Origin of the sequence: Paenibacillus silviterrae (genome assembly GCF_030167925.1) — a bacterium.
Taxonomy (GTDB): Bacteria; Bacillota; Bacilli; order Paenibacillales; family NBRC-103111; genus Paenibacillus_G; species Paenibacillus_G silviterrae.
The window spans coordinates 3,283,258-3,297,167 of the sequence record NZ_JASKUT010000001.1 but is presented as its reverse complement, the minus strand read 5'-3'; the positions used below and the strand labels follow the sequence as shown (position 1 = coordinate 3,297,167).

13 protein-coding genes are annotated in these 13,910 nt (G+C 57.0%); 6 read left to right on the top strand and 7 right to left on the bottom strand.

Features of this window, described 5'->3' with window-relative positions:
- The first annotated feature begins 5 nt into the window (after window positions 1-5).
- From QMO62_RS14985 to QMO62_RS14960, 6 genes are all read left to right on the top strand, one after another.
- The gene (locus QMO62_RS14985) at window positions 6-896 is read left to right on the top strand and encodes a CheR family methyltransferase (RefSeq protein ID WP_284644953.1); all 891 of its coding nucleotides are present in this window, start codon (window positions 6-8) and stop codon (window positions 894-896) included.
- A gap of 31 nt (window positions 897-927) precedes the next feature.
- Window positions 928-2,118 (top strand): hybrid sensor histidine kinase/response regulator, encoded by a 1,191-nt coding sequence (locus QMO62_RS14980; protein WP_284642125.1) that lies wholly within the window; start codon window positions 928-930, stop codon window positions 2,116-2,118.
- Window positions 2,119-2,833: 715 nt separating this feature from the next.
- Window positions 2,834-4,027 carry a glucose-1-phosphate adenylyltransferase gene (locus tag QMO62_RS14975; protein ID WP_284642123.1) on the top strand — a complete coding sequence of 398 codons (1,194 nt, stop codon included), beginning with the start codon at window positions 2,834-2,836 and terminating at the stop codon, window positions 4,025-4,027.
- Window positions 4,028-4,107: 80 nt separating this feature from the next.
- Window positions 4,108-4,659 carry a hypothetical protein gene (locus QMO62_RS14970; RefSeq protein WP_284642121.1) on the top strand — a complete coding sequence of 184 codons (552 nt, stop codon included), beginning with the start codon at window positions 4,108-4,110 and terminating at the stop codon, window positions 4,657-4,659.
- A gap of 116 nt (window positions 4,660-4,775) precedes the next feature.
- Window positions 4,776-5,111, top strand: a complete 336-nt coding sequence (locus QMO62_RS14965; protein WP_284644952.1) for an STAS domain-containing protein — start codon at window positions 4,776-4,778, stop codon at window positions 5,109-5,111.
- Window positions 5,108-5,575, top strand: coding sequence for an ATP-binding protein (locus QMO62_RS14960; RefSeq protein WP_284642119.1), 468 nt, complete (start codon window positions 5,108-5,110; stop codon window positions 5,573-5,575). The genes QMO62_RS14965 and QMO62_RS14960 overlap by 4 nt, the downstream gene beginning before the upstream one ends.
- Before the next feature lie 79 nt (window positions 5,576-5,654).
- On the opposite strand, the gene QMO62_RS14955 is transcribed toward QMO62_RS14960, so the two are convergent.
- From QMO62_RS14955 to QMO62_RS14925, 7 genes are all read right to left on the bottom strand, one after another.
- On the bottom strand, window positions 5,655-6,617 hold the full coding sequence (locus QMO62_RS14955; RefSeq protein ID WP_284642117.1) for an ABC transporter permease: 963 nt from the start codon (window positions 6,615-6,617) through the stop codon (window positions 5,655-5,657).
- A 3-nt stretch (window positions 6,618-6,620) separates the two neighbouring features.
- On the bottom strand, window positions 6,621-7,697 hold the full coding sequence (locus QMO62_RS14950; protein WP_284642114.1) for an ABC transporter permease: 1,077 nt from the start codon (window positions 7,695-7,697) through the stop codon (window positions 6,621-6,623).
- Entirely contained in the window at window positions 7,690-9,255 is a 1,566-nt protein-coding gene (locus QMO62_RS14945; RefSeq protein ID WP_284642112.1) for an ABC transporter ATP-binding protein, read from the bottom strand. The genes QMO62_RS14950 and QMO62_RS14945 overlap by 8 nt, the downstream gene beginning before the upstream one ends.
- Before the next feature lie 14 nt (window positions 9,256-9,269).
- Window positions 9,270-10,337, bottom strand: coding sequence for a BMP family lipoprotein (locus QMO62_RS14940; protein WP_284642109.1), 1,068 nt, complete (start codon window positions 10,335-10,337; stop codon window positions 9,270-9,272).
- Window positions 10,338-10,343: 6 nt separating this feature from the next.
- A complete protein-coding gene (locus tag QMO62_RS14935) occupies window positions 10,344-11,231 on the bottom strand; it encodes an aldo/keto reductase (protein WP_284642107.1) in 888 nt (295 codons plus the stop codon).
- Between the two features lie 155 nt (window positions 11,232-11,386).
- On the bottom strand, window positions 11,387-13,039 hold the full coding sequence (locus tag QMO62_RS14930) for a sensor histidine kinase (protein ID WP_284642105.1): 1,653 nt from the start codon (window positions 13,037-13,039) through the stop codon (window positions 11,387-11,389).
- A gap of 216 nt (window positions 13,040-13,255) precedes the next feature.
- Window positions 13,256-13,717 carry a Dps family protein gene (locus QMO62_RS14925; RefSeq protein WP_284642103.1) on the bottom strand — a complete coding sequence of 154 codons (462 nt, stop codon included), beginning with the start codon at window positions 13,715-13,717 and terminating at the stop codon, window positions 13,256-13,258.
- Window positions 13,718-13,910 lie beyond the last annotated feature (193 nt).

Genomic DNA, 13,910 nt, shown 5'->3' with positions numbered 1-13,910 from the left:
TTCACATGACGACCAAGACAAGGCACTTGTCCCTTCCTGAAATATACCCTCCTCCTCCTCCTGCAGGCAAGGAAGAGGAGGAGCGGGAGCGAATTGAGATCGGGCTGCTGCTTGAGGGGCTGTTCCGGCTCTACGGCTATGATTTCCGCAACTATGCCTACCCCTCCATGCGGCGGCGTATCTGGCACCGGATTCATGCGGAGCGGCTGCAGACCGTATCGGGGCTGCAGGAGAGAATGCTGCACGATCGGGCTTGCATGGAACGGCTCGTTTCCGATCTCGTCATTCACGTGACGGAGATGTACCGAGACCCAAGTCTGTTCGCCGCCTTGCGGCAGCGGGTCATTCCCATGCTGAAGAAGCAGCCGCTCATCCGGATCTGGCATGCGGGCTGCTCGACCGGGGAAGAGGTGTACTCAACGGCCATACTCCTTTATGAAGAGGGCTTATATGACCGGGTACGCATCTATGCGACAGACGTGAACGAAGAGGTGCTGAATACGGCGGAGCGGGCAGCCTATCCGCTGAAAAAGATGCAGCATTATACCAAAAATTACATGCTGGCCGGAGGCAAGGATGCGTTCTCCCGCTACTATTCCGCTTCGGGGGACGCAGCCGTATTTCATCCGTTTTTGAGGGAAAAAATTGTGTTCGCCCAGCATAATCTGGTAACGGACCGTTCATTCAATGAGTTTCATTTGATTTTTTGCCGCAATGTGATGATTTACTTCGATTCCGTTCTGCAAAACCAAGTACATGGGCTCATCTACGAAAGCCTCAGTCCGGAAGGGATTCTGGTGCTCGGGCAGAAGGAATCGATCACCTTCACGAAGCATGCCGCAGGCTATGAGACGCTCGATGCGCAGGAGAAGATTTATCGCAAGACTGTAACCTAACCTGGAGGCATTCCCGAAGCGAGGTGTTCCTATGGAAGAACCGATTCATATCTTGGCGGTCGATGACCAACCGGAGAACCTGCTGGCGCTGGAAGCGGTTCTGGAGGATGAGCCGTACCGGCTTGTGAAGGCTTATTCCGGTGAAGAGGCGCTTCGCCACTTGCTCAAATACGATTTTGCCGTCATTGTGCTCGATGTGCAGATGCCCGGAATGAGCGGCTTCGAAACGGCGCAGTGGATCAAATCCCGCGAGAAAACGAAGGCGATTCCCATCATCTTCATCACGGCGGCGCCCGAGCATCAGGATCAATCCTTCACCGCCTACTCGGTCGGTGCAATCGACTACATTGTAAAGCCGTTCGTGCCGCGCACGCTGAAGTCCAAGATTGAGGGCTTCGTCAGCATTCATCTGGTCAAAAAAAAGCTGCAGCAGCAAACGGAGCTTCTTAACGAGCGCACGCGCGAGCTTCAGAAGGCGAAGGAGGCGGCGGAGCAGGCGGCACGGGCCAAGGCGCAATTTCTGGCCATCATGAGCCACGAAATCCGAACGCCGTTGAACGGGGTGCTGGCCATGGCCGACCTGCTGCTGGAGACGCCGCTCAATGAGGAGCAGCGGGATTATACGGAAACGATTCGCCGCAGCGGAACGGCGCTGCTGTACGTGATTAACGATATTCTGGACCTCTCCAAGATCGAGTCCGGGAAGATGGAGCTGAAGGAGGGACCGCTCGATCTGCATGCCTGTCTGGTCGAAACCTTCGAGATCTTCTACCATGACTGCCGCAGCAAGTCGCTGGAGATGACGGCGGAGGTGGCTTCGGACGTCCCGGCCCTGCTGGTCGGGGACGAAAGCCGGCTGCGGCAAATTCTGATTAACCTGGTCGGCAATGCCGTCAAATTTACCGATCAGGGGGGTGTGCACGTCACGGTATCCCTTCTGCGCAGAGAGGGGGAGCGTCTGGAGCTGGAATTCCGCGTAGCGGATACCGGCATCGGTATTCCCGAGGAGCATCGCCGCCACTTGTTCGAGCCGTTCACGCAGGTGGATTCCTCCATGACGCGCAAGTACAGCGGTACGGGACTGGGGCTGGCCATTTGCCGCAATTTGGTACACATGATGGGCGGACACATCTACCTGGCTAACCGGGACGCCCCCGGCGCCGAATTTGTGTTTACGATCTTGGCGCGGGAGTGCCGGCTATCGTTAGTGGAGGAAGCCTGAAGCCGGGGGGTTACTGCCTTCGGTTCAGGCTTTCTCATGCGTATATTTGATAAACTGATACACGACGGCCTTCCTTTCTTTCTGCATGTCGTCCGGCTCATACACCTTCACATCGAGAGACATCATTCCGATCCCCAATACGATGACCCGGGCCTGCGCCTTCTTGATCTGATCGGAGCAGCTCTGCTTCTTCCCCCGAACATATTGCCCCGCAGTATTCTCCAGCTATACGTACACTTGTCCCCCCGGCAGGACCCATCCCTTTGATTCCCATGAATACAACTGCGGTACAGCCCCCATCAAGTCCGAGCTTGGTCCTGGCTGATGAACATCCAGTTCATCCGTCGGATCTCGGGATTACGCCGGACAAACATCGTTCAGCGTATGCCCTCTTCCTTCGATCACCCAAACGGTATTCTGCCGCCCCCTTGCCAGCTGGAAAACAGCGTCATGAAAGAGAGCCGTTACTCAAATAGCCCAAAATGCGGCGTCCAGCCGCCTGGGGTGTTGCCGGGTAGCGACGTCGTTTTTGGCAGGTTATGGTTACTTTTCCCTGAATAGTGAGAATATATGTGGAAAGGGAACCGCCTCAAGCTTGTGGATTACCGAAAGTTTTTATGGGTAAGGTTGACCATTTATTGGAAAAATAATGATTCAACAGTCAGCCGGGCGGTTAATAAGAAGTAAGCGAACAGGGAACGAAAGGAGCAGGGAAATGATGAATCCGCAAACTTGTGTTGCCATGCTTTTGGCAGGCGGGGAAGGCCGCAGACTGAGCGTGCTGACGCGGCAGAAGGCGAAGCCGGCCGTTCAATTCGGAGGGGCGTACCGCATCATTGATTTTGCACTTAGCAACTGTCGGAATTCGGGTCTTTCGGCTGTAGGAGTCATTACTCAGTACAAGTCGGAATCCTTACATAACCATATCGGATGCGGAGCCGCGTGGCTGCCGGAGGGCGGGGTCACCTTGCTTCCTTCCACGCAGCGGCACATACGAAAGAGCGGGTACTCAGGCACTGCGGACGCGGTGTATCAGAACATTCCGTATATAGAAACCTATGAGCCTGAGCATGTCTTGATTCTTTCGGGCGATCACATTTACCGAATGGATTACCGGAAGCTGCTGGAGGAGCATCAACGCTCCGGGGCGGACGTGACCATAGCGGTTACCCCTGTGAGCACGGGGGAGGCTTCCCGCTTCGGGATTATGCGTACGAATGATAGCGGGCGCGTGATCGAATTCGAAGAAAAGCCGGCTCAGCCCCGGGGCAATCTGGCTTCCATGGGAATCTACATGTTCCGCTGGTCGGCGCTCCGTGCCTGGCTGAAGGCGGATGCCATGGCGATCGGCACGAGTCATGACTTCGGCAAGGATCTGATACCGGCCATGCTGAACAGCGGGGCACGGATGCACACGTATTCCTTCCAAGGCTACTGGCGCGATGTAGGAACCGTAGAGAGCTTATGGGATGCACATATGGATCTTCTCGGGCGTAAGCCGCTGTTTGGCTTCCACGATCCGGCTTGGCCGATTCTCACTCCGCTCCGTACCGTGAATCAAACCTATGTAGATCCTTCGGCACAGGTCACCCAGTCGCTCATCAGCGGAAATTGCACCATCCATGGGCAGGTGGAGCGGTCGGTCATCTCCTCCGGGGTGGAGATCGGTGCGGGAAGCCAGTTGCAGGGGTGTGTCGTCATGCCGAATGCACGAATCGGCCGTAATGTAACGATTCGGGGCGCCATTATCGGCGAAGGCGCCGTCATTGAAGACGGGGCCGATGTGGAGCGTCTGACGGATCTGCCAGTTGCCGTCGTCGGCGATCGCGAAATCGTACGAAGAAAGCATGAGTTGTTGCCTAAGCTCTATATGCCTGTGCAGGGATTCACCTTTGAGCCCATCGGCTGATCGGAAAGGAAGGCGGATTTCGGTCTGCGAGCTTAGAGCTCAATCTGCCCTTCCTTTACCCATGGAAAGGAGGAAGCCTCATGCGTACTTGGCATTACATCGTACCAGTTATTACCGTCATGTGTCTGTGGGCTGCCTTTCTGCGTGCGGATGATCAGGCAGAACGAACGCTGCCGCTTACGAGCCAGCCGATGGCGTTGGCGAGCAGCGCTCCCAAGCCGGCATCGGAAACGGTTAAGGTCAGGACGCCGCTGCAAGTGGGAAGGGTGTGCGGCATTGCAATCCAAGACGATTTGAAAACCGTCTACGAAATGAAGGGAGAGCCTGTACAGATCGAAACGTCCCCGGAAAATAAACGGGAGCGGGTGCTCATCTATGAGGACTGCCGCATCGGGCTCCTTGACCAGTTCGTGCGGTATGTTACGGTTCCGGCAGCGGCACGGCGGATCGAAATCAACAGCAGTTTGGTCAACATGAGGCTTGACGAGCTAAGGGAGCTGTTAGGCGACCCTTATCATGTGGGGGAGGACGGGCTTGTATACCGTTACGGTCAAACGGCATTGAAGCTTACCCTGGACGAAACGGGAGAGCAGCTCGAAGCGGTAGACTTTTTTCATGTGGCTGCGGGATAGGACAAACCTAAGGATTCTTAAGCGAATCTTAACCGGCGGACTAATTTCCAACGATTGACCTGCATGATAAGATAAGAGAGGAATGTTTGCAGTTCCTACGGGGGTACGAACCATTGATGAAAAATGATATCCGTAAGTTTCACTTAAAGCTGCTTTCCACGCCTGAAGCGAACGTATTGTTCGCGGCCGGGGAGCTGGATCTCGGCACGTCCGAGGAGTTTCGGCGTGTGATCGAACCGCTCGCCGCCGAAGATCGGATCCCTCTCACGCTGAATATGAGGGAGCTCACGTATATTGATAGTACGGGGATCGGAATCCTCGTGTCCATTCTGAAGATCAGGCAAGCAGCCGATGCGCCCTTCACGCTTCAGGAGGTGCCCGCAAAGATTCGCCGCTTGCTCGACATGACCGGCCTGACCAAGTTTCTTACATTGGAGGGAGGCGGCGCATGAGCCCGGACTTGAAGGGAAAAGACGTCGTGCTGAAGGTGCCGGCGATGCCTGCGTATCTGGACACGATTCGATTGGTGCTCTACGGTACCGCAGCGCAGATGGGCTTCTCCTACGAAGCCATCGAGGACATGAAGGTTGCCGTCACGGAGGCATGCACGCATGCGCTTCTTCAGCTGGAGCCGGGGAAGGCCGGCGAGCTGCGGCTGACCTTGGAAAGGAGCCGGCAGGAGCTGCGGATGCGGATTCAGCATGAAGGAGAGCCGGTAACCTATGGCAAGCTTGGTTCGGGAGCGGGCCTGCCGGACGGTGCCTCCGCCGCTCCATTGCCGAATGTCATGCCAGGCTTGCCGCCTGATACGGAGGGACTCGGCTTGTTCCTGATGCAGTCGCTGGTGGACGAAGTCACCGTACTTAAGCTGGAAGGCGGTGCAGAGGAGGTTGTTCTCTGCAAGCGCCGGGAGTAAGAGGAAAGGCCTCAAGTGATCCCGAAGGGATGCGCTCGAGGCCTTTTTGCTGCGGACCGGTAGGATCCTGTACCATCCGCTATCGTTTGCCGGGATCGTAGGGTTCACCGAGGGCGGAAGGCGCAGAGGCACGGCCCACGGCACCAGCCAAGACGAGAATCGTTAAAACGTACGGCAGCATGAACAGGAACTCCATCGGAATCAGCTTGGTCGCTTCGAAGAGCTGAACGAAGTTGCGAAGCGCCTGGGCGAAGCCGAAGAAGATCGTCGCGCCGAGTGCACCGACCGGATGCCATTTGCCGAAGATCATAGCCGCAAGGGCGATGAAGCCTTGGCCGGAGATCGTGTTGTGCGAGAAGTTGCTCGTCGTGGTCAGGGTGATCGTCGCTCCCCCTAGTCCGCCCAGAGCGCCGCTCAGCAGCACGGCCAGATAGCGGATGCGCACAACGGCGATGCCCACCGTATCGGCCGCACCCGGATGCTCGCCTACGGCGCGAAGGCGCAGCCCGAACGGAGTGCGGAACAGCACATACCAGATGACCGCCACGAGCAGCAGAGCTATGTATGTCGTCGGGTAGGCATAGAACAGGGCCGGCCCGATCAACGGAATTTGCGACAAGCCGGGAATGGCAACTTTATGAAACACTACGTTCAAGGTTTCCGTTTGGCCGGAGCCTTGGAACAGGATTTTGACCAGGTACACGGACAGGCCGAGCGCCAGAAAGTTGATGACGACGCCGCTGACGACCTGATCCGCCTTGAAGGTGATTGAGGCGACGGCATGAATAACCGAGATGGCCATGCCGAAGAGCAATGCAGCCACAAGCCCGATCCAGGGCGACATCGCCCCATACCCCGACCGTTCCGCGGACCAGGTGGCTACTGCGGAAGCGAAGGCCCCGGACACCATCAGCCCCTCAAGCCCGATATTGACGACACCGGATCGCTCGGAGAGGATGCCGCCCATTGACGTGAAGATGAGCGCCGTAGAGAAGACGAGTGTCGTATGCAGCAGCTCGCCGATAACGCGAAGCGTATCCATTCGTTAGGCCGCCTCCCCTCGTTTTCGTTTGCCGAGCAGCGGACGCAGCATCCACCGGATGATGCCGTGCGAGGCGACGAAGAAGATGACCAGGGCGATGATGACCCGAATGATCTCGGGCGGCACATCCGCACCGAAGCTCATACCGGCCGAGCCGTAGGTAAGGGAGCCGAACAGGACTGCCGCCAGCACCACGCCAAGCGGATGATTGCCGCCGAGCAAAGCTACGGCAATGCCGTCAAAGCCGTAGCCCGGCGATCCGGCGGCAACGACGTGGTAATGAAAGACGCCCAGCACCTCGAAGGTGCCCGCCAGCCCGGCGAACAGCCCGCCGATGAACATGGCCCGCACCACATTGCGGTTGACGTTCATGCCGGCATACTCCGCGGCGTGCGGGTTATGTCCGACGGCGCGGAGCTCGAAGCCTTGTTTTGTTTTCCACAGAAGCATATAGAACACCGCTGCCGCCAGCAGGGCGATGGGAATGCCTAAGTGCAGCCGCGCGTTGCCGAACCACTCCGAGAGCCGTACCAGCGAAAGAGACGCCGATTCGTGAATCGGGTAGGTCCGCTGCTGGCCGGGCAGCAGCAGAAATCGGCTGACGATGAAATTGGACAGGAACAGCGCAATCCAATTGAGCATTATCGTCGTGATGACCTCATTCACGCCGCGTGCCGCCTTCAGCCATCCCGCGATGCCGCCCCATAATCCTCCCAGCACAGCCCCCGCAATCACAGCGAGCGGCGCATGAAGCCAAAACGGCAGATCGAGCTTGATGCCCACCGTTACGGCTCCGATCATACCGAGCAGGAACTGGCCTTCGCCGCCGATGTTGAATAAGCCCGTACGAAAGGCAAAGGCGACGGACAGGCCCGTAAGAATGAGCGGAGCAATCTCACGAATCGTCTCCCCGATATTATAAGGACTGCCAAGTACCCGATCGAGCAGGGCGGCATAAGCGGCAAGCGGGTTATAGCCGCCCGCCAGCATGATCAAAGCGCCGGCAGCCAGCCCCAGCACGATGGCAACAAGAGGAACCAAGGCCGTATCCGCCGTAAAAGCCCGTACCCATTTATTCACGAAGCAGGTCACCTCCCTCTGCGCGAGCGGATAAGCCCGAGGAACCGGACATCATGAGGCCCAGCTCCCGGTCTGTAGTATTCTTCGGATCGACGATACCGACAATACGGCCTTCGCTGATCACGGCAATTCGGTCCGACACACCGAGAATCTCATCGATCTCAAGCGAGATGAGCAGCACGCCCTTGCCTTTATCCCGCTGCTCCACCAAGCGCTTATGGATGAACTCGATGGCTCCTACATCCAGTCCCCGCGTCGGCTGTGCGGCGATCAGCAGGTCGGGGTCGGCATCGATCTCGCGGGCAATGATCGCCTTCTGCTGGTTGCCCCCGGACAACGCCCGGGCGGGGGTATGCGTCCCGGGAGTCCGCACATCGAATTCGGCGATCAACCGCCTCGCCTGCCGGTCAATGGCTTCCCGGTTCAAGAAGCCGCCTTGGCTGTAGGCCGGCTGATAGTACGTCTTCAGCACCATGTTCTCCGACATCGAGAAGTCAAGCACCAGTCCGCGTTTATGCCGGTCCTCGGGAATATGGCCGACCCCTGCCTCGGCGACCCTGCGCGGGTCCAGTCCGGCGATAGGTTTGCCATTCAGCGTGATGCTTCCCTGCTCAACAGGACGCAGCCCTGTGAGCGCCTCAATCAGCTCGCTTTGGCCGTTGCCGTCGACGCCGGCAAGCCCCAGAATCTCGCCGCGCCGCACCTCGAAGGTGACGCCGCTCAGTACCGGCACCTGATTCGCCCCTCGGGCGGTCACATCCCGGACGCTAAGGACCGCCTCGCCGGGCCGCGATTCGGTCTTGTCCAGCTCGAAGGTAACGTGGCGGCCGACCATCTTCTCCGCGAGCTCGTCCGGGTTCGTCTCCGTCACCTTCAGCGTATCGACCACCTTGCCCCGCCGGATGATCGTCACCCGGTCGGCGATCGCCATAATTTCCTTCAGCTTATGCGTAATGATGATGATGGATTTGCCTTCCTTCACCAGCAGCCGCAGGATTTCCATCAGCTCCTGTATCTCCTGAGGGGTCAGCACGGCGGTCGGCTCGTCGAAGATGAGAATGTCGGCGCCGCGGTACAGCGTCTTGACGATCTCAACCCGCTGCTGCATGCCGACGGAGATATCATGGATGTAGGCCTTCGGGTCGACTCGCAGCCCGTACCTCTCCGATAGCTCCGTCACCTGCCGTTCCGCGCTCCGGTAATCGATACGCAGCCCCTGCTTCGGCTCCGTGCCGAGAATGATATTCTCGGTTACGGTGAACGGCTGCACCAGCTTGAAGTGCTGATGCACCATGCCAAGGCCGAGCCGGATGGCTTCCTTGGGCCCGGTGATCGTCACCGGACGGCCGCCGATGCGAATCTCGCCTTCATCCGGCTGGTACAGCCCGAACAGGATGTTCATCAGCGTCGATTTACCGGCGCCGTTCTCGCCGAGCAGCGCCAGGATTTCGCCCTTGCGCAGGGTAAGGCTGATCCCGTCGTTGGCTACAATGCCGGGGAAACGTTTCGTAATGCCGCGCATCTCCACTACTGTTTCTCTGGCTTCTGCTGCCGCCATGCTATCTTCACCGCCTATTTTTCCGGTACTTTGATCTCGCCCTTCACAATGCGCTGCTTGTATTCCTCAACCTTCGCCAGCACGTCAGCCGGCACATTCTTCTTCGATGTTTCGGACAGGCCTACGCCATCCTCCTTCAGGCCGAGCACGATCGTCGTCCCGCCGGGGAACTTCCCTTGAATGACATCGCCCGATACCTTGTACACGGCGGTATCTACACGCTTCATCATCGAGGTCAGCGTTACATCATCGCCAAAAATGAGCGACTGGTCCTGATCGACGCCGATAACCCACACCTTGCTGCCGGCTTTTACCCGGTCCTTCGCTTCATTAAATACGCCGTTGCCGGTAGCGCCGGAAGCGTGGAAGATAATATCCGCTCCGGAGTTATAGATCGTCGCTGCCGCCGCCTTCCCGAGGTCAGGCTTATCGAACGCGCCGGTATAGTTGACCGTGACGGTTGCATTCGGATTTACCGCCGATACGCCGGCCTTAAAGCCGGCCTCGAATTTCTTGATTACCGGAAGGTCAATCCCGCCGACGAAGCCGATCTTGTTCGACTTGGTCATCAGTCCGGCAACCACGCCGACCAGATACGACCCTTCGTTCTCTGCGAAGGTGACTGACACCACATTCGGCGCCGAGACCACATTATCCACGATAGCCAGCTTCGCCTCCGGGTTTTGCTTGGCCACGGTGCCGACGGCGTCGCCCAGCATCAGGCCGATGCCCCAGGTGAGATTGAAGTTGGCTTTCACCAGCTGTGTCAGGTTGGGAACATACTCGGAATCACTTTTACTTTGAATATATTTGACCTTCGCTCCGGTATCCTTCTCCAGCTTCTGATGGCCGGCCCAGGCGCTTTGGTTGAAGGAGTTATCGTTCACGCCGCCGACGTCCGTGACCATCCCGATATTGAAAGCGGCGCCCGGCTTTTCGCCTCCCCCGGCAGCCGTTCCCGCTCCGCCGCCTGCGCCTTGATTCGTATTACCGGTTTGCGGCGCTGCTGTTTTCCCGCAGCCGCTTAAGGTGAAGCCGAGCGCCAGGACAGCGGTCAGACTTAAGGTCATCCATTTGTTCATATCAGCTTATCCCTCCGTTGGTGTTGTTTTCTGGCGTATGTACCATTCATTTGATTCCCATGCGGCAGCCTTCCACTTCATGACACCCGGATCGATGAGCGGTGCAGTTTCCTTCCACAGAAGCGCACGCTCGATCTCGGTGAGAGGCTGGTAGCTCCGGGCCGCCTCCAGATTCCGCTCCAGCTGCTTCATCGTCTCCATGCCTATGATGGCGGTGGAAATCGGAAGCGACCATGTATAGCGTAGCGCCTTCTCGTACCAGGTAGCGAGCTTGCCGAGCCCAAGCACCTTCATGCCGATGACGGCCGTACCGTGCTCGGCCGCTGCCGGCAGAAACTCATGCTCGAAGCTGTAGAGGAACGCATCCACAACCGAAAGCGCAACAAGCGCACTGTCGAAGGGATACCGCTTCAGCGCCGTGATCTGCACATCCGGGTTCGTATGGCCGCTGATGCTCGCCAGCTTCACGAGCCCCTGTTCCTTTGCTTCCCGCATAGCCTGCATGGCCCCGTCCTTGGCGAAGCAGCGATCAAGCTCCTCCATCGACGCCACGTTGTGAAGCCGCCACTCGTCGACGTGGTCCGTCTGCAGCCGCTTCAGGCTCTCTTCGAGCAGCCGCCAGGAGCCGTCGCGCGTCCGGTCGTGGGTCTTCGTGGCAAGATGGATGCGATTGCGGCGGCCGTCCTGCGAGAGCGCCTTGCCGAGCCGCTCCTCCGATTGGCCCTTCGAGTAGCTCGGTGCCGTGTCGAAATAGGTGATGCCCTCATCGATCGCGCGATGCACGATCCGGATCGCCTCCTCCTCGCTGCAGCCGTGAGCATCGACGATCCGCTGGGCGCCGAAGCTCAGGATCGGGAACCGGAGGCCCGTTGTACCGAATTGTCTTGTTTGCAAAAGAGGGCTTCCCCCTGTCGTATGAAAGTCATGGTTTCAGCATGGGTAGTATTCTTCAAGCTTTGGTTTCTTATGTAATGTGTGGAAAACGAGAAAAAGCTATCCGCCGGCTGGGGAGAACCGGAGGATAGCTTATGGGAGGCGGTGCAGGGAAACTACGCACACGGAAGGCTAAGGGTAAAGGTGGTACCCAAGCCAACCTTGCTGCGGACGCGGAGGGTGCCCTGGTGGTCCTGAATGATCTTCTGGCAGATGGATAAGCCGAGGCCGGTTCCCGATTCCTTGGTGCTGAAGAAAGGATGGAAAATTTGCTCCAGCTGATCCTCCGGGATCCCGGTGCCGGTGTCGGTGATTTCCACCACGGCGAACCGTTCCGGGCTCTCATACATCGTAACGCGCAAGGTACCGGACTCCGGCATCGCCTCCAGTCCGTTCTGCATCAGGTTCAGCAGTACCTGCACCAGCTTGTTCGGATCCGCCTGCACGGTGATCGCTGCCGAAGCGCCCTCCCACTGCAATTGATGCCCGAGACGCAGTGCCTGGGATTCCGCTAGCTGCAAAGCTCTGTTGACGCATTCCAGCAAAGCGATGCTCATGACATCGGCGGCATTCGGTCTGGAGAATTGCAGGAACTCTTTGGTCAGCTCATTCATTCGGCCCACCTCCTCCAGGATGATGTCGTAATATTTGCCTACATCGCCCTGCTGCTTCCCGATCTGGAGGAAGCCTTTCACGGAGGTGAGCGGATTGCGAATTTCGTGGGCTAGTCCTGCTGCCAGTTCACCCACGGTTTTGAGCTTCTCATTGTGCAAGAGCCGCTCCTCTTCTTTCTTCCATCGCTCCTTCTTGCTCATGAGCATCTGATCCTCCATGACGGCGACAATCTCTTGCTCGGAAATCCCGGCTCTTAGCTCCAAGGACAAGGTTTCGAACTGCAGACCGCAATACCTCGGCAATTCATGAAGAAGAAAATGACGGGTTCTTTGCTGCTGAAGGCCGTCGATGAGAATGACAAACTTGTCCCCGTTATATCGGGCAATCGAATAAGCCCCGGGCAAATACTCCTGAAGCACCTCTGCCGTAAGGACTAACAGCCGGTTAACTTCCTTGTATCCGAGCTTGACGTTCAAAAGCCGGGTCTCTTTGCCGTCCAGCAGGAAAAGGTGAGGGGAAATCTTCGATGAGGAGGTTCGCTTAAGCAGAGCTTGCAGCTGCGATTGAAGTCCCCGAAAATTGCTTAAGCCGGTCAAGGCATCGGTTCGGCTGCTGCGCTGCAGCTTCTCCCGAGCCTTTTCCGCGTTTTCTAAATAGACGCAAAAATAATAAGCCATGCTTCCGACGGAGGTATTGAAGATGATGAACTCGATGATGATGGTCGTTAAAAGCTCACGGGACGTAAGGAGGAACGTAAAGCCGATAATGGAAGCGGCAAGATAAAAAAACATCAGCAGAACCCAATGACTTAGACGAAGGGACCGGTAGAAATACGCTAAGATAGCGGTTGCGACTCCACCGACGACGGTAAGCAGGGAACTTGTGACCGCGGCCTCGGATAGGGGGAACAGCAGAATCCGGCCCGCGGCGACAATGAGGGAGCTGATCAGAGCGCCTGGAAAGCCGCCTAGTTTCCCCGCGAGCATAATAGAAAGGAAACGAAGGTCAAGAATGCCCCCGTCCTGTAAATGGATCGAGTAATACATGAGAAGATTGCCAACGATGCCGTAAAGGATCCCGTAAACCATCGAACTGTACCGTACATCCTGTCTGTACCTTTGCAATGTATGATTGAGGCGATGAATCAAAAACATGTGGGAAAGCAGCAAAGCTGCATTAAGATACAGGACAGAGAGCATAAGAAATAGTCACCCTTGGTGTAAGTATTCGCTACGTAATCTAGTTTAGCTATGAACGTATCATTAGTAAATATATTTTACTTCTGTTTACCGATCACATGAAAAAAGGTCAGCAAAAAAACGGGCAAAGCCTTGCTGTGCAAGGCCTTGCCCGTTCATTCGGTCTGCAGCTTAGTCTACAAAGGACTGCAGCATCCAGACATGCTTCTCCAGCTTGGATCGAATGTCCACCAGCAGATCGATCGTTCCTTCGTCATGCGCATCCTCCGCCGCTGCCATCGTTTCCGTCAATTCTCCGAGCAATTGGCGGAAATCGTCCGTAAGCTGTATTACCATCCGTTCCGCCGACAGGTCATGGCTATCCTCCCGGATCGAGGCAGCCTCCATAAATTCTCTCATCGTCGAGAACGGGATGCCGCCGAGCGCCAGCACCCGCTCCGCCAGCTCGTCCAGAAAGCGGTCCGCCTCCTGGTACAGCTCCTCGAACTTCGTATGCAGCTGAAAGAAGTAGGCTCCTTTGACAAACCAATGGTATTGGTGAATCTTTATGTAGAGTACAGCCCAATTCGCCACCTGTCGGTTCAGCAATCGATTCAGTTCTACTTGGTTTGCCGCCAATGTTTGATTTGTCATCTTCAGAGTCCTCCTTATCCATTCGAAAAGATGGGCGGACAGCCCGGATCGGCGCAGCAGCACCCGGACCGTCCGTATCACAGCGAACACTTGGTCTCGTGTCCGCTTGTCCATAATTTAACCTCAGAACAGAGGAGCGAAACAGGGGCAAGCCGATGTTTCAATAGGCGGAAATCCGGTTAAGAATAGGAGA